The following is an 18,583-nucleotide window of genomic DNA, read 5'->3' on the forward strand; positions in this document are numbered from 1 at the left end:
GGTAATGTCGCGTGATCAACGTATCATGTGCTTGTTTGACGCCGGAATTATAGCGTGCCGTCGCGATGTGACTGATGCAGGGATGAGACGGCTGGCTGGAAACCAAGGTTGCGTGCCCGAGTACCGTCAAGCTGACCAAACCAAGGATTTGCAAGTGGTGCTGCCGATGGCTGCATGGACCCGCCGATAAGTCGCGTTATTTCATATACCGACATCGGTGCTTCATCGACGATGTTGACGATCTGTCCATCCATTGCCCCGGTAAGGGCGAGATTGATCGCCGTATCGACATCGCGGTGGTGAACCAGACTAAGTTTGTTGGCGGGATGCCATTTGAACATATCGGCCAGTTTGGGGATGGATTGCAGGTGGCCGTCTTGATCGCCGTAAACAAAGCCCAGACGTAATATGGCCCACGTCAGGCCGCTTTCACGCAATTTATTTTCAGCTGCAACCTTGCTCGCAGGGTAGGGCTTTTGGGGATCAACCGCGTCATCTTCACATGCGGGGTGGGCGCTGTCGGCGTTATAGACGAGCCCCGTACTTGCCATGATGATCCGCGCATCGGGTGCATACTGTTTGGTCGCAGCAATAAGGTTTTGCGTGCCGTCAAGATTGGTCTTCCAGATATCGTCAGGTTCTGGCGTGCGCAGGGCCGCCGCAAGATGTACGACCGCTGAAACGCCCTCAACAGCTGCTTTCAACGATTGGGGACGAAGGAGATCGGCTTCAACAGGGTCGACGCCTGTGGGAAGGGACTTTCCCGCACGAACAATTGCACGACAATTGAGTCCCGATGCCACCATACGTTTGAGCAGACGTGTCCCCAAAAGGCCCGTTCCACCGGTTACCAGAATGCTCATTTCTCAACTCCGTCAAATTTATAGGTGTTTAGGCGTTCCGTCGCGGTCTTCAGGACCTCGACGGCCACTTCGAGCATTTCTTTGTCGAAGCCTTGGAATGCGATTTCCTGCATGAATGCGATGGGATCAGGGAGTTCCCCCCACAATTGTCTGCCGGTATCGGTCAAGGTGAGTAAGCGTTGTCGCTGGTCATTTGTATCGGACGTCTGATTGATGAAGCCTTTGCGCACCAGTGCGCGCACGACTTCACTAAGGGTTGGTTTCTCAATCTGGAGCAGGCTCAGAAAATCACGCTGTGGTGTGGGGCCGTTGTTTGCCAGTTGGTATAAAACGTACCACTGGGTTGGGCCCAGATCGTACGGGCGCAAAATCCGTTCCATCATAGACCGGCTGGCAAGATGCAGTCTTTTTGCCCATGCCCCGGGTGATTTGAGATAAGGTTTTTCCAACAGATCCTCCAATGGTTCGGTACCGAACGATATATGTTCGCTACCAAACTAAATGTCAATCTTGTTGTTTTCCGATGTCATGAGTTAAAGGCTGCTTTCCGCGCATGCTAAAGCGGGCCGGGGCCATGCACGTATCCGTGATCACGGTTGCACGTGTCGTGCGATGACGCGGTGCAGAATTTCTGATATACAGCCCTCATCCAAACTGAATTTCACGCCATATCATGCGTTGGTTTCCCGGATTGCCGGGCGATTAAAGGCGATTGGCGGATAGAATAAGGAAGATAGCCACATGGCAAAAGTTGAAGTGTATGCCACCGAATGGTGCCCGTTCTGCAAACGCGCACGTAAGCTTCTGGAAGAAAAAGGTGCCAAGTACCAGCTGATCGACGTGATGATGGAGCCGCGGCGCAAAAAGGAAATGATGGACCGTGCAAACGGAAAACATACCGTGCCGCAAATCTTCATCAATGACGAACATATCGGCGGCTGTGACGAACTGATGGCGCTAAACGCCAAGGGCGATCTGGACACCAAGCTGTCTGCATAAGTTCAAGATTCTAGACGACTAAATCGGGTGGCAATGATCGTTGCCACCCGTTTATTTTTTGATGTCGGATACGGCTTCAAGCGTTTTGCGAAACTCCGAAAATGCCGGGGTTTCAAATCCCGGGCGGCTGGCCAGAACAGTATCAACAGTCATGAGCGGATGTTCCTTGACCGGGCCAAGATGGCGCATCAGATCAACGACACTGCGTGGCATGATGCTGATGCATGATCCTGCTGCTGTGCAGGCAAACATCGCGTGATAGGAACCGACTTCCTGAACTGCGAAATGTTCCTTGATTGATCCAAAACCGGTCAGCCATTCCTCCGCCAGCATGCGGTAGGTACAACCTGGTGCAAAGGCGGCCAATGCTTTTGGTTTGATATCGCTGGCATGGCGGATGTCGGGATGTCCGGGCGGCAACAGCAGCACCAGCTGTTCGCGAAACAGGGCGTGCGTATCAAGTGTTCCGGGTTCCAGCCACCATTCACCCGACGGAACTGCAATCAGCGCGCAATCAATACGCCGCCCCAGAAGAGCATCGATAAGCTGGCGGGTGGGGGCGGTTGAAAGTTCGATTGTGACGTCGGGCCATGCCTTGTTATATGCCGCAAGTGGCACGGGAAGGCGGCTGGCAACCGTGCTTTCCATTGATCCGACCCGCAAGGTTCCGCAAGGAGCCGACGGATTAACAACCTGTCGGGCTTCATCGGCAAGGTTCAGGATGCGATCCGCATATTCCAGAAAAGTTTCCCCTTCCTGTGTCAGCAACATGCGTTTTTTATCGCGTTGAAACAGGGCAACACCGATTTCTGTTTCGAGTTGCTGGATGCGCGTGGTGACGTTTGACGGCACCCGGCCAAGCCGTTCGGCTGCGCGTGTAATTCCCTGTTCTTTTGCAACGGTGCGAAAAATTGCCAGCGATGCATGATCCATCGTGAATTCTCCAATACAGAATTTTCTTGAATTTGTATTCATTATTAAAGAATATATGTCAATCTTAATTCTGAATTTATGAAGGGTGGTTGTGCCTGAGGGTGCGAAAACCTCCGGGAGGATTGAAATGCTCGATACGCTTGGTGTGACATTGCCGATTGTACAGGCCCCAATGGCCGGGGTTTCTACCCCGGCACTTGCCGCAGCAGTTTCCAATGCAGGGGGCTTGGGATCGATTGGTATCGGCGCGACTGATCCGTCCGGTGCGCGCAAAATGATCGAAGAATTACGTGCTGCGACCGACCGTGCCTTCAACGTCAATGTGTTCGTGCATGAAACACCCCAACCGGACCGGGCGCGCGAAGCGGCGTGGCTCGACGCGTTAAGGCCGTATTTTGACGCGTTCGGTGCACCGCCGCCGTCAAGTTTGCGCACCATTTATAAAAGCTTTGCCGATGATCCGGAAATGCTCAAACTTTTGATCGATATGAAACCGGCTGTGGTCAGCCTGCATTTCGGATTGCCGTCTGCCGATGCGATTGCAGCCTTGAAACAGGCCGGGATCATGCTGTTTGCGACGGCCACCAGTCTGGAAGAGGCACGCAAGATTGAGGCGGCGGGCATTGATGTCATTGTTGCGCAGGGGATTGAGGCCGGCGGTCACCGCGGCGTTTTTGACCCCAATGCGCATGATGATGGTTTGGGGACCATCGCATTGACCCGTCTGCTGGTGCGCCATTGCTCTTTGCCGGTTGTTGCTGCGGGCGGCATCATGGATGGTGCGGGGATTGCAGCCGTACGTGATCTTGGCGCCATTGCCGCCCAACTGGGGACGGCATTTATCGCATGCCCGGAAACGTCGGCCGATGACGGATATCGTAAGGCGCTTATGGGGGATGGTGCATATCATACCCAACTGACATCGCTGATTTCCGGGCGTCCGGCCCGGGCGATTGCAAACCGCTTTACGGCTTTGGGGGATGTTTTGGACGCTGCTGTGCCATCCTATCCGATTGCTTATGACGCGGGAAAAGCATTGAATGCCGCCGCCAAGGCACAGGGCGAATACGGCTTTGGGGCGCAATGGGCCGGGCAGGGCGCGCCGCTTGCACGTGCGATGCCCGCAGCCGAGCTTGTCGCGACCCTGATGCAGGAATTCGACGCGGTGGATCGGAGCTGAAACCTTACTGAAAATCAAAACCCCCGATCAAGATGACCGGGGGTTTTGTTGGTGGTGGCACGGGGGATTGGTGGTCGCGCGGGGGAGATTGTCAGGAAAAGGTCTTTTCCATTTCCTTGCGAAACGCGATGGCGGGGTCATGAGCATCAAATTCAACGTCATCCCATGTCAGAACCTGATCACAGGCAACCGCGCGTTTGATTTTCAAATGATGGGCCAGCCCGATCGGAAGGGCGTTGCGGGCGCGTGATGTTTTGGCGGGCATCAGTTTTCCGTAAACCGTAAAGCCGCCTTCACCATCCAGCATGTCACCCACCGCAAGGTTTCGTTTGGCGGTGGCAACCGCATCACCCGACCAGACACGCGATGATCCGGTGGCTTCATGGCGGAGTGCTGCGGACGCCACCGAAATACCAAGTTCAAGGCCGATCAGGTGATAGGGCTTATACATTGTCGAATATTGGCCGGTGGGATCGGTGAGCAAGCCATATTCGGAAAAGCAGCGTGCGACATAATCACTGGGCGCTTCAAACGTGACATAAACGCCCCAGCGCAGATCGCGAAACACCGGGCGGGTATCACGTTCAAGGCTGGATACCACCTCGACCGTGCCCTTGCGGTCCAGAATGCCACCACTTTCACGGGGGCATAAAAGACGCGGTAAATCATCCACCCCGCAGGCCGGGAATTGCAGCCCGCAGTCCTGTGGGATGAGGTCGCAGGCGTTCGATACCGCCGCCATTTCGATGGCTGATTTGGTGCCATCGAGGAAGCTGTTGAAAATTTGCGGGTTCATGCCGCCCGCCTTGGCCTGATCGGGTGTAAGACCATAATGGGTCCAGACATCATCGGGCGTGACGTGATGATAAATCGGAAGGTACTTTGTGCCCTTACCCGCACACACAACCGACAGGCCAACCGCACGCGCCCAATCGACCATTTCGGCAATCAGGGCCGGTTGATCGCCATAGGCCATGGAATAGACCAGACCGGCGGCCTCGGCCCGCTTGGCCAAAAGTGGTCCGGCAAGAACATCGGCCTCGACATTGACCATGACGATGTGGCGGCCATGCTCAATCGCCTTTAACCCGAACCGGATACCGGCTGCCGGACTGCCGGTGGCATCAATGATGACTTCAAGCCCGTCGGCCTCAATCAGCGCGTCGGCATCTTCGGTGAGCCAGGTCGTGCCGTTTTTAAGGGCCAATGCCGGGTCGGGCGCGCCATATTGCTCCGCCGACCATCCGACCCGTTTAAGGGCATCTTTGGCGCGGTCAATGCTGAGATCGGCAATGCCCAGAACGTGATAGCCCGGATGATGCCCGGCCTGACTTAAAAACATCGATCCGAATTTACCCGCCCCGATGATGCCAACCCGAACCGGATTGCCTTCATCGGCACGCTTGCGCAGTTTTGCGTCGAGATTCATTTTATTCTCCAGCCCCGGAACTTTTTAAGCCGCAGATTGCTTTGAAACAAGCTCATCAAGGCAGTCATCGGCAAGTGGGGTGATCGGGGTAAAGTCCCGGTGCGCGATCCATGGTTTACGGTTAAACGCCCGGATGTGGTTGGACACCGCACAGAGGCTGAGATAGACAATCGTTCGGTCAAACGGGCTGATGTTGGGTGGGCTGGCATGAACCAGATTGCCATGGAACATCACAACCGATCCAGCCGGACCAACCGGGGCTTCGCAGCCGCCATCTTTTGCCAGTTCGGTCACTGTTTCGCGATCAAGTGTCCATAGCGGATAGGATGTGGTTTCAAGATCGTGTCCGGCCTTCAGCACACCGGCCTTGTGGCTTTTGGGGATAAACAAAAGCGGGCCGTTGGCCGGGGTGACGTCTTCAAGGAACAGGGCAATGTTAAAGGCGCGCGGTTCGGGCATTTCGTCATCGCGCTGCCAGGTGCCGTAATCCTGATGCCACTGCCAGACCGCACCATCAAAGGCGGCCTTGGCGTTGATTTTGTATTGATGCATGTAGACCTGTTCATCCAAAAACTGTTCAACAGGTTCAATCAGGCGGGGATGGGCGCCAAGGCGGCGGTGGGCATCATTATAGGTGTGCGCGGCAAAGGCCGTTCGGGCAACACCGGATGTCTCGCGCCAGACCTCTTCGCGGTCGGAGGCATAAATCTTGCGGGCTTCGGACAGAAGCAAGGCCGCTTCGTCGCGGGAAAACAGTTCGGGTAGAAAAACAAAGCCCTTTTCGCGAAATTCGGCAAGTGCCGTTTCGTTGAGTTTCATGATGTTTCCTCCGATCCGCACAGTGTTGTTTTTATGGTGCGGCTGATGTGCCCGGTTGCGGGCGGTTTGGGTTCAAACCCTAGTTTGTGTGAGTCTCGCTATCCTTCATTTTCGACGTCAGGCGGTGCTTGGCATTGTTACTATGGTTAATGGCAAGCTGTTGGGCACGGTCGCCATCGCCGGCGCAGATTGCGTCGGCGATGGCTTCATGTTCCATCCAGATCGGATCTCGGGACGATCCGCTCTGAAGATAGGCATGCATAACACGCCGAATTTGCAGCCAGACGGCTGCAGATGCCTCGGGCAATAAGGGATTACCCGAAAGGCGATAGATCGTTTGATGGAATGCGACATCGGCTGCAACAAGGTCTGCGGTGTCGCCGCTGCCCAGAGCGTGGTGTCCCTGTTGTATGGCAGCCCGCAGAGCCGATTTCCGGTTAACATCCAAGGATTGAGCCGCAAGACGGGCCGCGAGCCCGTCAAAGGCTTCTCGCAGGTCATAAACGTGACGGACCAGATTGGCATCCACTTGGGAAACGCGATATCCGCGCCGCCCCATTGGTTCAACCAGTCCGTCACGACGCAGCAACCCCAGAGCTTGCAACACTGGTTGCCGCGAGACATTGAGCTCCTCGGCAATAGCTTCCTGACGCAAAGGCGTTCCGGGAGGGAGAGCACCAGAACACAGCGCATCGACCAAACGGTCGTGCACTTCGTCAGTCAGACTTTTGCGACCGGAAAGAGGTTCCATCTTCAATCCTTCTTAGGTGTACGGAATACTGTATACACTAATTCGGCGTCGCGAAAGATGAAATTTCCCGATGGGGTGATTAGTCATGATTTATGAATAATGGTCCTGATTATGTGTTTTAGGTGAAAAGTCTGTGCGGCGGCTGAGAACCTGATTATCGACACGGATGATAGCGGGTTTATACGGGTTTATATTTGTATGACTAATGGCAAATGAGACTTGCCGCCTCGGGCTGACATCTCCATCATCATAGGGATGATCGTAAAAAGGAGATTGCGTCATGACCCGTTTCATTGCTGCCTGCGTTCAGGTCAATTCGCGTGATGATATGTCCGATAATCTTGCGCGTGCGGCGACCTATGCCCGCGATGCGCATGCGGTTGGGGCGCGGTTGATCGCATTTCCTGAAAACGTATCAATGATGTCGTTTGGCGGGGAAAATGTCCGCGTAGCGGCCTTCCTTGAAGACGAACACCCCGGACTGGCGTTTTTTGGTGATCTTGCCAAAGAATTGGAGGCGACCCTGATTGTCGGATCGCTGCATGTCAAAGCGCGCGACGAGGATCGGGTGGCCAATCGGTGCTTTGTCATCGGACCAGATGGCAATATCATCATATCATATGACAAAATCCATATGTTCGATGTCGATCTGGCAAACGGGGAAAGTTACCGCGAAAGCAAAACATTCCGGCCCGGCGATGCGGCCCGCGTGGCGGAAACAGACTATGGCAAAATTGGTGTGTCGATTTGTTATGACGTGCGGTTTCCCCATCTGTTTCGTGATTATGCCAAGGCCGGGGCAAAGATACTGAGCATTCCAGCCGCCTTTACCCGCACCACCGGGCAGGCGCATTGGCATACGCTTTTAAAAGCGCGTGCGATTGAAAACGGCTGTTTTGTCATTGCGGCTGCGCAGTGCGGGGAGCATCCGGGTAACCGGCAAACATTTGGTCATTCGCTGATCATTGATCCGTGGGGCAATGTTCTGGCCGATGGCGGGACCGATCCCGGCTTTATCACCGCCGAGATCGATCTGGATCGGGTGGAGGAAATCCGACGCATGGTGCCGTCGCTGCAAAACGAGCAGAGCTATAAACCCTGTTAGGTTATTGATCGGCTCGTTTGGGTGAAGCGATCAGGAATAGCTGACGATTTCAAACTCGATGCCGTCTTCATCATCGAAATAAAACCGGCGACCGGGTTCGTAGTCGGCGTGGTTTTTGGTTTGATAGCCAGATGCCTTGATCCGTTGTTCGGTGGCATCAAGATCATCCACCACAATCGCCACATGGTTCAGGCCGCCACGGGTTTCATAGGAACTTTCGGAACCGTCATTTGGTCTGCCCGGCGAATAGAGTGCGACGTAACTGGATGTGTTGCCAACATGATAGGTCGTGCCATCATGGATCGCGGCCCCATGCCAGCGGATATGCCAGCCAAACCAGTCACACAGCCGCTGTGCGGTTTTGGCCGGATCGGAAACGGTGAAATTCACATGTTCAAGAAATGCTTCAGCCATGGCGGTTCTCCTTATTTGATGGGTTAGCTTATTCCTTTGTCCTAATTCCTCAAGTTAAGTTGAGGTCAAATGTTTTTTGACATTGTTTTTAAGGGGAAGTTTTAGGGGCGCATCGTTAAGATCACGCAAGCTCACGAAACAGTGTCGCAACGTCATTTCGATTTTATCGCCCCATCGGTCAATCTTTGGGCATGGCGTAAATTCAACCGGAGAATCTGGGAAATGTTAAAGCGATTTTTGATGAGTTCGGCAGTGCTTGTTACCATGTCGGGGGCAGCGATTGCCGGTGAGCAATATGTTGATGAAACCGGCTTTGCGATTAGCGGTTATGACGCGGTGGCCTATTTCAATTTGCCGCAAAAAGATCCCGGCATGATGCAGCCCCATGCGGTGCCGGGCCGGGCGGATATTACGGCCGATTATAATGGTGCGACATGGGCATTTTCCAGTGCCGAGAACCGCGACATGTTTCTGGCGAACCCGGAAAAATACGCCCCGAAATATGATGGTCATTGTGCCTATGGCGTTGCCAAGGGCGGCAAGGTGCCTGCCAATCCCAACCTGTGGCGGATTGTTGATGGGGAACTTTATCTTAACATCACCCCGGCGGTGGTTGGGTTCTGGAATGAGGATATCAACGGCAACATCAGTACCGCCGAAGGCAATTGGTCCGGTCTTGAGGCCAAGGATGCCTCGGAAAAAAGCTGGACTGCAATCAGCGATAATGACGGGACTTATGATGGTCCTGCACCGATAAAATAAGGTGTGGAAGCATTGCCAGACCGTATGAAAGCCTAAAAAGAAACAAGCCAGTTGCGATATGCAACTGGCTTGTTTTTATAGGTTATGGGTTTGGTGCGATTAGCTGGCGATTTCGCCGCCATCCTGCTTGGTAATTGCGACAACGGATGGACGCGGAGGCATGCCATCGGCAAAGTCCGGCCAGCGCGTACTTGGCGCATCAAATGTCGAGCCATCCGCAGGATGCTGAACCGCGACAAACAAGGTCGTCCCGTCCGGGGTGAATTCCGGACCGCACATTTCAGCACCTTCCGGGCACGCAAAGAAGAATTTGGTCAAGGCCCGGCCCGCACCAGATACGTCGGTTGCATGCATGCCGTCCGGAATATCTGATTTTGGCGCGCCATCGGTTGAAATCCACAAGCGTCCTTTGTGGTCGACGGCCATGTTGTCGGGGCAGGAAACCCAGCTTTCGGCGCCGGGATGATACGACGATTTGTCGTCTGAATTTGCCGGATTGCCGCCGAGAAGGAAGATGTCCCACGTGAAGGTATCTGCGGTGTGATCGGCGTCCTTGCCCATGCCACCCGGAGGCGTCAGTTCGAGCACGTGACCATGGATGTTTTCAACGCGCGGATTGACGATATTGGCTTCTTTGCGTTTTGAGTTGTTGGTCAGCATGACATAGACCTTGCCATTGACCGGGTTTGGTTCGACATCTTCGGGGCGGTCCATTTGGGTCGCGCCAAGAAGATCAGCCGCACGGCGCGTTTCGATCAGAACATCGGCCTGACTGTTAAAGTCGTTTTGGGCTGTCAGCGGACCATCACCGTGAACCAGTGGCATCCAGTTTACGCTGCCATCTTCGTTGAATTTGGCAACGTAAAGCGTGCCGTCTTCAAGAATGTCCATATTGGCGGCGCGGTCATTCGGATTGAATTTTTTCGATGCGACAAATTTGTATAAGTAATCGAAACGCTGATCATCCCCGGAATAGGCGACAACCGAGTTGTCCTTGTTGAGGATGACGGTCGCGCCTTCGTGCTTGAAGCGGCCAAGGGCGCTGCGTTTTTTTGGCGTTGAGGTAGGATCATACGGATCGATTTCGACCATCCAGCCGAATTTGTTCGGCTCGTTCGGTTCTTTTTCCACATTGAAGCGGTCGAAATATTTGACCCAGCTGTACCAGCTGTCAGTGCTGATGCCCAGGCGCTTGTAATTGCGTTCTTCGTTGGTTTTGCTGATGTCGCCACCAAAGTATCCGTTGAAGTTTTCCTCGGCGATCAGGATCGTGCCCCATGGGGTTTTGCCACCAGCACAATTGTTAAGTGTGCCGATAACCCGTGTGCCGGTTGGGTCGCTGCTGGTTTTTAGGCGGTCATGGCCTGCGACCGCACCTGTAATGACCATTTCCGTATCAAGAGCAGAGATGCGGCGTGCATATTTCGATCCGTCGACGACCTGCCACGTGCCGCCGGTTTTTTTGACTTCAACGACGGAATGCCCGTGAGCGGCAATTTCATGAAGTGCCTGTTCTTGCGATACGCCCATCGCATCTTTGAGGCCCGGCCACATCAGTTCGGCATTGGTGTATTCATGGTTGACGCATAGCAGGCCGTGATCGGAGCTATCAGAACCAATCGGCAGCGGCATGAATGCGATGAAATCGTTATTATATCCAAACTGTTTGTTTTGCGAGACGGCATCAACGGCCCCTGGCACGAACGCCGGCGCATCAGCCACAACCTTGTCGCCGTAACGAATGAGAATATTGGCATCATAGCCATCGGCAACAGCGTGGGTTTTTGTAATTTTCTGCGGGATCGACTTAAAGGTCAGGGTCGATGCATCCTGTGCGCGGACCACGCCATTGGTTGCCACATAGGCACCTGCAACGGCGGAAGTTGCCATGAGGCCCTTGAAAAATCCACGGCGGGAAAGACGCGCATTGATCAGGTCGGCAACGCGGGGGTTGCTGGTTGGATTAGATGGGATGTCGTCTTGATCTTCAATAATTTCAAATTGTTCGTTCATGGCAAATTCTCTCTCTTTTTTTGGGCGGGCGGTGAAACCAATGAAGAGGAAGATGCCAGAAAGATGTGCGCGATGAGTGTGACACTTGTGTTGTTTTTTTGCTTTGCGAATGCGCACGGAATAAGAAGGTTTTTTCCGCAGATTTTAGGTCCTGAGCCTAGGGCTTTCGGACAGCTATGGCCTGTTTGACCGCATGGGGATGTGGGGCGTTTTCGTGGTAAACGTCACCCTGCATCTGGTTGATTATGCGCCAGCCGGAAAACGCGGTCAGAAGTTCGTCTTCTTGTAACAGGAAGTCAGGAGAACGCGGGCGGCCAAATTGCTCATTGCCGATCATGAATGTTTCATAGATCAGCGTGCCACCAGACCGGACCGCATCGCGCAGATGATCAAAAAGCGGCCGGTGCAGGTAATTGACCACAACAATCAGGTCAAACTGCTGGGTGCCCAACGGCCAGTGGCCGGTTTCAAGGTCAGCTTGCAGCCAGTCAATGCGTGCATCGGCGGCGCAATCGGTTTGGGAAAGATCACGGTCAAGGGCGGTTACCTGCCATCCGTGCTGGGCCAGCCAGAAACTATGCCGTCCTTTGCCACACGCAACATCAAGCGCACGGTTGTGCCCCGGTGCCGGTACGGGCGCATTTTGGGTGATCCAGTGTGACGGCAATTGGGATGACATTTTCATAAATCTTGTTTATTGAAGGTTTTGCCTGTGGCTGGCGATGTTTGCCCGTAGGGCCATATTACAGTTATCATATCGTCATGCGATCAATACGGTTTGCACACATACCATCATGATTCTATTTCAGCTTAAATGCGAACATGATCACGAATTCGAAGGCTGGTTCAAGGACGGCGCGACCTATGACGCGCAGGCCGCCGGGGGTGATTTATCCTGTCCGGTTTGTGGCACGTCCAATGTTGGCAAGGCCTTGATGGCGCCGCGTCTTCGCACGACACGCCAAAAAGAAGATGCTGCTGAAAAACAGCGTCAGAAAGCGGTTGCTGAAGCCACCAAGACCGCGATTGCCGAAATCCGCAAACAGGTCGAAACCAATTGCGAAAATGTCGGTACCAAGTTCGCCGAAGAAGCCCGCAAAATCCATTATGGCGAAACCGAAAAGCGCGGCATCTACGGCGAAGCGTCGATCAAGGAAACTGCCGAACTGGTCGATGAGGGCATTGATATTCATGCCTTGCCCTGGGACGACAAGACCAAGAAAAACTGATCAAGAGATCAGGTTTCTATCACCTGTCGTCGTGCAAGGTTTTCCGGTCTTTCGGAACAGGCGTTTGCCCGTCTTTACGCCGCAGGTTTGCGCGCAATCACCATGTAATTGACGTCAAGGTCGCGGGGGGCCGGGGACCATTTGTCATTGATCGGGTTGTAGGCGACACCGGTGATATCAACCATCTCAAGTCCGGAACCGCGCAAGTAACCTGACATTTCCGATGGTTTGACGAATTTGCGCCAATCATGGGTTCCAGCGGGCACCCAGCGCAGGATGTATTCCGCGCCGATCTTGGCAAGGGCAAGGGATTTCAGCGTGCGGTTCAGGGTGGCGATAAACATCAAGCCGCCCGGTTTAAGCACCGACGCGCAAGCCTGCATGAAAAACTGCGGGTCATCGACGTGTTCGATGACTTCCATGTTCAGCACGACGTCAAACTGTTTGCCCTCATCTGCCAGCATTTCGGGCGTGCCACAGCGATAGTCGATCTCCAGCCCGGATTGTTGGGCGTGGACCTTGGCGACATCGATGTTGTTTTGCGCCGCATCGACAGAGGTCATTTTGGCCCCCATGCGGGCAAGCGGTTCGGACAGAAGGCCCGCACCACACCCGATATCGATGATTTCGATGTCCTTGAGCGGTTCAATGGTGTTGGGATCGCGCCCAACATGCGCACAGATATTGTCGCGCAAGAGCCCCAAACGTACCGGATTGAATTTATGCAGCGGCTTCATCACACCATTGGGATCCCACCATTCTTCAGCCATGGCGGAAAAGCGTGCAATTTCCTCGGCATTGGCAGTGCGGCTGGTTTTGGTGGGGGCTTCCGACATGGCGTGGCTCCGAAGGCGTGATGTCAAATATGCTGTGCTCTGCATTGTTTACGCGCGCACGCCTAGCAAGGCAATACTTCGGTGCAAGGCGGTGGTTGGCAATTGTGCGAGGTTCCCGGAAAAGGTGCCCTGCGTAAATGGTATGGGTCATCAGGGTTATTAGGTAAAATTCGTGGAAAATTTCACAAATTTTGGCAATCATGAACCGTTCGGGGCGGTCGGGGGTGGTAAAAAATGCATCGACGCAATTTATCGGCTTGGTTGATGCTTGTTTCGCAATGCGTATGGCAGTATTGATAACGCCGCCCGGATCAGGAGTAGCGCTGTATATAGAGCATGCACCCTTGGTTCGGCACCGGATCACATGCCGTCGTTTTCGGATAGCCGATCGACGGCGAGCATAGCGGGGATACTTCATGGCCCGTATTGTCATGAAATTTGGCGGCACTTCGGTCGCCGATGTCGAAAAAATCAAGAATGTCGCACGCCGGGTTAAAACCGAGGTCGATGCAGGCAATCAGGTTGCTGTTGTTGTCTCGGCGATGTCGGGCAAGACCAACGAACTGGTTGGCTGGGCACAGGAAGTGTCGCCGATGTATGATGCGCGTGAATATGACGTCATCGTATCGTCGGGCGAACAGGTGACTGTGGGTCTTCTGGCCATGGCGCTGCAAAGCATGGATGTGGCAGCACGGTCGTGGCTGGGATGGCAAATTCCGCTTAAGACCGATGGCGCACATGCCAAGGCACGCATCAAGGAAATCGACACCACCGAACTTGATAAACGCCTGAATGGTGGCGAAGTTGTCTGTGTGGCCGGGTTCCAAGGGATTGCACCCGATAACCGGATTACCACGCTGGGCCGTGGTGGGTCCGATACATCGGCGGTGGCACTGGCGGCGGCATTGAAGGCGGACCGTTGCGATATCTACACCGATGTTGAGGGTGTCTATACCACCGACCCGCGGATCGTGCCCAAGGCGCGCAAGATCGATAAGATTACCTACGAAGAAATGCTGGAACTCGCTTCGCTGGGTGCGAAGGTCCTGCAAACCCGATCGGTTGAGATGGCGATGAACCATCGCGTCCGGGTTCAGGTCCGTTCGACCTTTAGCGAAGCAGAAGGAACACTTGTTGTAGACGAGGACGAGATCGTGGAACAGGAAGTCGTAAGCGGGATTGCCTATAGCCGTGACGAAGCCAAGATTACCTTGGTCAAGGTTGCGGACAAGCCGGGCATCGCTGCTTCTATCTTCAGCCCGTTGGCTGATGCGAATATCAATGTCGACATGATCGTGCAGAACGTCTCTGAAGACGGGAAAAGCACGGATATGACCTTTACCGTTCCGCGCGGAGAATTCCAGCGGGCGCTTCAGGTCATTGAAAAGAATAAGGCGCATATCGCCTATCAGGAACTGCTGAGCACATCGGATGTGACCAAAGTGTCGATCATTGGTGTTGGTATGCGGTCCCATGTTGGCGTGGCACGCAAAATGTTTGAGACCCTGGCTGAAAAGGGCATCAACATTCAGGTCATCTCAACCTCGGAAATCAAGGTCAGTGTTCTGATCGCCGAGGAATATACCGAACTTGCGGTTCGTGCCCTGCACACCGCATACGGTCTGGATGCCGATTAAATTTAGCGGGGCATTCGCTTTTTACGCGATTAAGCCACTGTTAAAGTAAGTATAATACTACATACTAGCTGGGGCTTCTTGGTTTCAGCTTTCTTGATGAAATGGCAGGGGACCTCGCGTTCCCTGCATTTCTGCTTTGGGGTACAGACAATATGAGCGATCCGAAATTTGACGCAGCACGCGCGCGCCTTGAAACATTGTGGGCAGCGGGCAAAGACTTTCTGGGAACCGATTACGCCATTATGGCTGGCGCAATGTCGTGGGTGTCAGAACGTCACCTTGTGTCGGCTGTGTCGAATGCGGGTGGTTTCGGGGTGATTGCCTGTGGCTCGATGACGCCGGATTTGCTGTCGGCTGAAATTGCCGCCACCAAGGAAATGACCAAGAAGCCGTTTGGCGTCAATCTGATCACCATGCATCCGATGCTTGATGACCTGATCGAGGTTTGCCGCGAACATAACGTGGGTCATGTGGTTCTTGCGGGTGGGTTGCCGTCATCGGCCTCGATCAAAAAGGCCAAGGAATTTGCTAAGGTTATTTGTTTTGCGCCGGCACTTGTTTTGACCAAAAAGCTGATCCGGTCGGGTGCGGATGCGCTGGTGATTGAAGGCAGTGAGGCCGGGGGGCATGTTGGTCCGGTGTCATTGACGGTTCTCGCACAGGAAATCCTGCCGCATGTTGCCGATATTCCGGTTTTCTGTGCTGGTGGTATTGGGCGCGGCGAAGCGATTACCGGGTTGCTTGAGCAGGGCGCATCTGGTGTGCAGATCGGCACCCGTCTGGTCTGTGCCGAGGAATGCATTGCCCATCCCGATTTCAAAAAGGCCTTTATCCGTGCCAGCGCACGTGATGCGATTACCACGGTTCAGCTTGATGACCGTTTCCCGGTTATTCCGGTGCGTGCCCTTGCCAACAAGGGGACCGATGAATTCCGCGATAAACAGCGTGCGGTGATTGAAAAGTTCCGCGCAGGTGAGCTAGATCAAGGCGAAGCCCAGCTTGAAATTGAACACTTCTGGGCCGGTGCATTGCGCCGTGCCGTGATTGACGGTGACGTTGAAAGTGGATCGGTTATGGCAGGGCAGTCGGTTGGTATGGTAAAGAAAGAACAACCGGTTACCGAAATTCTTGAAGAGCTGGTCGAACAGGCCGTTCAATCCCTGGTTAAGAGAGACGACTAAGACAGATGAGCATTCCGTCCGCCGCAGTTTCTGGCCCGCGACGCCTTTTAAAGCGCGTCCGCGACGTTATGGCTGGACCGGGGACTGCGGAGGAACGCCTTGGACAGATCGTGACCATTATTGCTGCTGATATGGTGGCAGAGGTGTGTTCGGTCTATGTGATGCGTGCGGGCGAGGTGCTTGAGCTGTTTGCGACATGTGGTTTGTCCAAAGAGGCAATCCACATGACGCGCCTTCGGGTGGGGGAAGGCATTGTCGGGTTTGTTGCCGCCCACGCGCGGCCCTTGAACCTTAAGGACGCGCAAAGTCATCCGAACTTTGCCTATCGCCCGGAAACCGGCGAGGAAATCTATCATTCCATGATCGGTGTGCCGGTCCTGCGCGGGGGCCGTATCATTGGCGTTTTGGCCGTGCAGAACCGCACCGAACGCCTGTATTCCGAGGACGAGCAGGAAGCGCTTGAAAACGTTGCCATGGTGCTGGCCGAAATGGTCGCCGGTGGTGAGTTGGTCAGCCGCGAAGAACTTATTCCGACCGATGGCATTGCACTTTTGCCGCTGCGTCTTGGCGGAGCGCGGCTTGCGCCGGGGATTGGCAAGGGGATTGCCGTTCTGCATGAGCCGCGGATTGTCATTGACCGGATGGTGTCCGATGACCCCGAAGAAGAACTGACGCGGCTGCGTGAAGCCATGCGGGCCTTGCAGAACCATCTTGATAAGATGCTTGAGGCGGTTTCCGATATTGACGGCCTTGATGAGGCCGACGATCCGGGCGATATCCTTGAGGCCTATCGAATGATTGCCCAGGATACCGGGTGGCTGAACCGGATTACCGAGGCGGTCCATACCGGGTTGACGGCCGAAGCGGCCGTGCAGAAGGTCCATGATGATACCCGCGCACGCATGGCGCAGGTGACCGATCCGTATTTACGCGAACGCCTGCACGACCTTGAAGACCTTGCCAACCGGTTGTTGCAGCATTTGTCGGGCCAGTATCAGTCGCCGGCATTTGGTGATCTGCCCGATGAAATTATTCTGGTGGCGCGCAACATCGGCCCGGCGGAGCTTTTGGATTACGATCACACCCGTTTGCGGGGGTTGGCGCTTGAGGAAGGGTCGCATACATCGCATGTGGCGATTGTGGCCCGTGCCCTTGATATCCCGGTTCTTGGCGGGGTAAAGGGCGTTCTTGACAAGGTCGAAGGCGGCGATCCACTGATTGTGGATGCAGACAATGCCCAGTTGTTCGTGCGCCCCAGCGAAGATGTCCGTGCGGTCATTGACGGGGCGCTTAAGGCGCGTGCACAGCGCAAGGCTCTTTATGCGCAGATGCGCGACATGCCGTCGTGTACGACCGATGGGGTGGATGTTTCGCTTAATATCAATGCGGGGCTTTTGATTGATGTGCCCCATGTCATTGAAAGCGGCGCGGATGGGATTGGTCTGTACCGAACGGAAATCCCGTTCATGGTGCGATCTGCCATGCCCGACATCACCGATCAGACAAAATTATATAACCGTATTTTCGAGCAGGCCGAAGGCCGCCCAATCGTATTTCGGACGCTGGATGTCGGCGGTGACAAATTGTTGCCCTATTGGGAAGATATGACTGAAGAGAACCCGGCAATGGGGTGGCGTTCAATCCGCATTACGCTGGATCGGCCTGCCGTGCTGGTGCATCAGCTGCGCGCCTTGATCCGTGCGGGGCATGATCGTGATCTTTACATCATGTTCCCGATGATCGCCGAAGTTGCCGAGTTTGATCAGGCGAAAGCCCTGCTTGATGATCAGTTACGGCGTGAAGCCGAACGTGGTTTTGTGCCGCGCAAGGTTGAAGTTGGCGCGATGCTTGAGGTGCCAGCCCTTATCTGGCAGGCACCAGCCTTGCTTAAGCGTGTTGACTTCCTGTCGGTGGGGACCAACGATCTGTTGCAGTTTATGTTTGCCGCAGATCGTGGTAATCCGCGGATTGAAGGACGATATGATACATTATCACCCAGCGTTTTCGCATTTATGCGCCAGTTGGTAACGTTGTGTGACGAGAAAGATGTCCGGTTAACCATTTGCGGCGAAATGGCCGGACGACCGTTAGAGGCAATGGCCCTTATCGGCTTGGGAATAAAGCGTTTATCTATGGCACCTGCGTCTATCGGTCCTGTAAAGGAAATGGTTAGAAGTATGTGCAAGTATGAAGTTGAACGTTATGTTCTGACGATAATGAATAATTCCACCAGATCATTGCGATCTCGTCTTAAGGCTTTCGCAATAGATCACGGTGTAAAACTTTAAAAACAATCGCTTTTGGTGGGGATTTCTGATATTTTTATTGCTAGATCGTAACGTGGGGGTGCGGAGTTGGCGATCAAAAAGCGAAAGGAAGATCATTTGAATGAGGATGCCCGCGGGCGCCTGCGCTTCAGGCCGTTGTCCGGG

Annotated in this window: 18 protein-coding genes; 8 read left to right on the forward strand and 10 right to left on the reverse strand. The window is 54.2% G+C overall.

Annotated features, from left to right (window positions below; translation table 11 throughout):
* Window positions 1-47: 47 nt before the first annotated feature.
* Complete coding sequence (locus COO92_RS03415) at window positions 48-863, reverse strand: NAD-dependent epimerase/dehydratase family protein (protein WP_101299861.1); 816 nt, start codon at window positions 861-863, stop codon at window positions 48-50.
* Window positions 860-1,312 (reverse strand): MarR family winged helix-turn-helix transcriptional regulator, encoded by a 453-nt coding sequence (locus COO92_RS03420; protein ID WP_240626299.1) that lies wholly within the window; start codon window positions 1,310-1,312, stop codon window positions 860-862. The genes COO92_RS03415 and COO92_RS03420 overlap by 4 nt, the downstream gene beginning before the upstream one ends.
* 292 nt (window positions 1,313-1,604) lie before the next feature.
* Between COO92_RS03420 and grxC the strand changes: the two genes are divergently transcribed.
* A complete protein-coding gene (gene grxC / locus COO92_RS03425) occupies window positions 1,605-1,862 on the forward strand; it encodes a glutaredoxin 3 (RefSeq protein WP_022733069.1) in 258 nt (85 codons plus the stop codon).
* A 51-nt stretch (window positions 1,863-1,913) separates the two neighbouring features.
* Here the strand turns inward: grxC and COO92_RS03430 are convergent, their stop codons facing one another.
* A complete protein-coding gene (locus COO92_RS03430) occupies window positions 1,914-2,795 on the reverse strand; it encodes a LysR family transcriptional regulator (protein WP_101299862.1) in 882 nt (293 codons plus the stop codon).
* Between the two features lie 127 nt (window positions 2,796-2,922).
* Between COO92_RS03430 and COO92_RS03435 the strand changes: the two genes are divergently transcribed.
* The gene (locus COO92_RS03435) at window positions 2,923-3,975 is read left to right on the forward strand and encodes an NAD(P)H-dependent flavin oxidoreductase (protein ID WP_101299863.1); all 1,053 of its coding nucleotides are present in this window, start codon (window positions 2,923-2,925) and stop codon (window positions 3,973-3,975) included.
* Between the two features lie 91 nt (window positions 3,976-4,066).
* Here the strand turns inward: COO92_RS03435 and COO92_RS03440 are convergent, their stop codons facing one another.
* The 3 genes from COO92_RS03440 to COO92_RS03450 form a co-directional block, all read right to left on the reverse strand.
* Window positions 4,067-5,404, reverse strand: a complete 1,338-nt coding sequence (locus tag COO92_RS03440) for an NAD(P)H-dependent oxidoreductase (RefSeq protein ID WP_101299864.1) — start codon at window positions 5,402-5,404, stop codon at window positions 4,067-4,069.
* 24 nt (window positions 5,405-5,428) lie between these two features.
* The gene (locus COO92_RS03445; protein ID WP_022733073.1) at window positions 5,429-6,223 is read right to left on the reverse strand and encodes a phytanoyl-CoA dioxygenase family protein; all 795 of its coding nucleotides are present in this window, start codon (window positions 6,221-6,223) and stop codon (window positions 5,429-5,431) included.
* Between the two features lie 79 nt (window positions 6,224-6,302).
* Entirely contained in the window at window positions 6,303-6,974 is a 672-nt protein-coding gene (locus tag COO92_RS03450; protein WP_101299866.1) for a GntR family transcriptional regulator, read from the reverse strand.
* A gap of 280 nt (window positions 6,975-7,254) precedes the next feature.
* On the opposite strand from COO92_RS03450, the gene COO92_RS03455 reads away from it, so the two are divergent.
* Window positions 7,255-8,079 (forward strand): carbon-nitrogen hydrolase family protein, encoded by an 825-nt coding sequence (locus COO92_RS03455; RefSeq protein ID WP_101299868.1) that lies wholly within the window; start codon window positions 7,255-7,257, stop codon window positions 8,077-8,079.
* A 30-nt stretch (window positions 8,080-8,109) separates the two neighbouring features.
* On the opposite strand, the gene COO92_RS03460 is transcribed toward COO92_RS03455, so the two are convergent.
* Window positions 8,110-8,493 (reverse strand): VOC family protein, encoded by a 384-nt coding sequence (locus tag COO92_RS03460; RefSeq protein WP_101299870.1) that lies wholly within the window; start codon window positions 8,491-8,493, stop codon window positions 8,110-8,112.
* 222 nt (window positions 8,494-8,715) lie between these two features.
* Here COO92_RS03460 and COO92_RS03465 point away from each other — a divergent pair, with 222 nt between their 5' ends.
* On the forward strand, window positions 8,716-9,255 hold the full coding sequence (locus COO92_RS03465) for a YHS domain-containing (seleno)protein (RefSeq protein WP_206186346.1): 540 nt from the start codon (window positions 8,716-8,718) through the stop codon (window positions 9,253-9,255).
* A gap of 99 nt (window positions 9,256-9,354) precedes the next feature.
* Here the strand turns inward: COO92_RS03465 and COO92_RS03470 are convergent, their stop codons facing one another.
* Both COO92_RS03470 and COO92_RS03475 read right to left on the reverse strand, forming a co-directional pair.
* Complete coding sequence (locus tag COO92_RS03470) at window positions 9,355-11,268, reverse strand: PhoX family protein (RefSeq protein ID WP_101299872.1); 1,914 nt, start codon at window positions 11,266-11,268, stop codon at window positions 9,355-9,357.
* 157 nt (window positions 11,269-11,425) lie between these two features.
* Complete coding sequence (locus tag COO92_RS03475) at window positions 11,426-11,947, reverse strand: class I SAM-dependent methyltransferase (RefSeq protein ID WP_101300074.1); 522 nt, start codon at window positions 11,945-11,947, stop codon at window positions 11,426-11,428.
* A gap of 115 nt (window positions 11,948-12,062) precedes the next feature.
* Here COO92_RS03475 and COO92_RS03480 point away from each other — a divergent pair, with 115 nt between their 5' ends.
* Window positions 12,063-12,497, forward strand: a complete 435-nt coding sequence (locus COO92_RS03480; RefSeq protein WP_022733080.1) for a DUF1178 family protein — start codon at window positions 12,063-12,065, stop codon at window positions 12,495-12,497.
* Between the two features lie 74 nt (window positions 12,498-12,571).
* Here COO92_RS03480 and ubiG read toward each other — a convergent pair whose 3' ends face one another.
* Window positions 12,572-13,333, reverse strand: coding sequence for a bifunctional 2-polyprenyl-6-hydroxyphenol methylase/3-demethylubiquinol 3-O-methyltransferase UbiG (ubiG, locus tag COO92_RS03485; protein ID WP_101299874.1), 762 nt, complete (start codon window positions 13,331-13,333; stop codon window positions 12,572-12,574).
* Between the two features lie 416 nt (window positions 13,334-13,749).
* Here ubiG and COO92_RS03490 point away from each other — a divergent pair, with 416 nt between their 5' ends.
* From COO92_RS03490 to ptsP, 3 genes are all read left to right on the forward strand, one after another.
* Window positions 13,750-14,970 (forward strand): aspartate kinase, encoded by a 1,221-nt coding sequence (locus COO92_RS03490; RefSeq protein WP_022733082.1) that lies wholly within the window; start codon window positions 13,750-13,752, stop codon window positions 14,968-14,970.
* Window positions 14,971-15,122: 152 nt separating this feature from the next.
* Window positions 15,123-16,151, forward strand: a complete 1,029-nt coding sequence (locus COO92_RS03495) for an NAD(P)H-dependent flavin oxidoreductase (protein ID WP_101299876.1) — start codon at window positions 15,123-15,125, stop codon at window positions 16,149-16,151.
* Window positions 16,152-16,156: 5 nt separating this feature from the next.
* Window positions 16,157-18,439 carry a phosphoenolpyruvate--protein phosphotransferase gene (gene ptsP, locus COO92_RS03500; protein ID WP_101299878.1) on the forward strand — a complete coding sequence of 761 codons (2,283 nt, stop codon included), beginning with the start codon at window positions 16,157-16,159 and terminating at the stop codon, window positions 18,437-18,439.
* The last annotated feature ends 144 nt before the right edge of the window (window positions 18,440-18,583 follow it).

Origin of the sequence: Thalassospira lohafexi (genome assembly GCF_002844275.1) — a bacterium.
Lineage (GTDB): Bacteria > Pseudomonadota > Alphaproteobacteria > Rhodospirillales > Thalassospiraceae > Thalassospira > Thalassospira lohafexi.

Coding starts and splice junctions, on each gene's coding strand:
- COO92_RS03415 (WP_101299861.1), bottom strand. CDS start 863: ATGAGCATTCTGGTAACCGGTGGAACGGGCCTTTTGGGGACACGTCTG.
- grxC (WP_022733069.1), top strand. CDS start 1,605: ATGGCAAAAGTTGAAGTGTATGCCACCGAATGGTGCCCGTTCTGCAAA.
- COO92_RS03430 (WP_101299862.1), bottom strand. CDS start 2,795: ATGGATCATGCATCGCTGGCAATTTTTCGCACCGTTGCAAAAGAACAG.
- COO92_RS03435 (WP_101299863.1), top strand. CDS start 2,923: ATGCTCGATACGCTTGGTGTGACATTGCCGATTGTACAGGCCCCAATG.
- COO92_RS03440 (WP_101299864.1), bottom strand. CDS start 5,404: ATGAATCTCGACGCAAAACTGCGCAAGCGTGCCGATGAAGGCAATCCG.
- COO92_RS03445 (WP_022733073.1), bottom strand. CDS start 6,223: ATGAAACTCAACGAAACGGCACTTGCCGAATTTCGCGAAAAGGGCTTT.
- COO92_RS03450 (WP_101299866.1), bottom strand. CDS start 6,974: ATGGAACCTCTTTCCGGTCGCAAAAGTCTGACTGACGAAGTGCACGAC.
- COO92_RS03455 (WP_101299868.1), top strand. CDS start 7,255: ATGACCCGTTTCATTGCTGCCTGCGTTCAGGTCAATTCGCGTGATGAT.
- COO92_RS03460 (WP_101299870.1), bottom strand. CDS start 8,493: ATGGCTGAAGCATTTCTTGAACATGTGAATTTCACCGTTTCCGATCCG.
- COO92_RS03465 (WP_206186346.1), top strand. CDS start 8,716: ATGTTAAAGCGATTTTTGATGAGTTCGGCAGTGCTTGTTACCATGTCG.
- COO92_RS03470 (WP_101299872.1), bottom strand. CDS start 11,268: ATGAACGAACAATTTGAAATTATTGAAGATCAAGACGACATCCCATCT.
- COO92_RS03475 (WP_101300074.1), bottom strand. CDS start 11,947: ATGTCATCCCAATTGCCGTCACACTGGATCACCCAAAATGCGCCCGTA.
- COO92_RS03480 (WP_022733080.1), top strand. CDS start 12,063: ATGATTCTATTTCAGCTTAAATGCGAACATGATCACGAATTCGAAGGC.
- ubiG (WP_101299874.1), bottom strand. CDS start 13,333: ATGTCGGAAGCCCCCACCAAAACCAGCCGCACTGCCAATGCCGAGGAA.
- COO92_RS03490 (WP_022733082.1), top strand. CDS start 13,750: ATGGCCCGTATTGTCATGAAATTTGGCGGCACTTCGGTCGCCGATGTC.
- COO92_RS03495 (WP_101299876.1), top strand. CDS start 15,123: ATGAGCGATCCGAAATTTGACGCAGCACGCGCGCGCCTTGAAACATTG.
- ptsP (WP_101299878.1), top strand. CDS start 16,157: ATGAGCATTCCGTCCGCCGCAGTTTCTGGCCCGCGACGCCTTTTAAAG.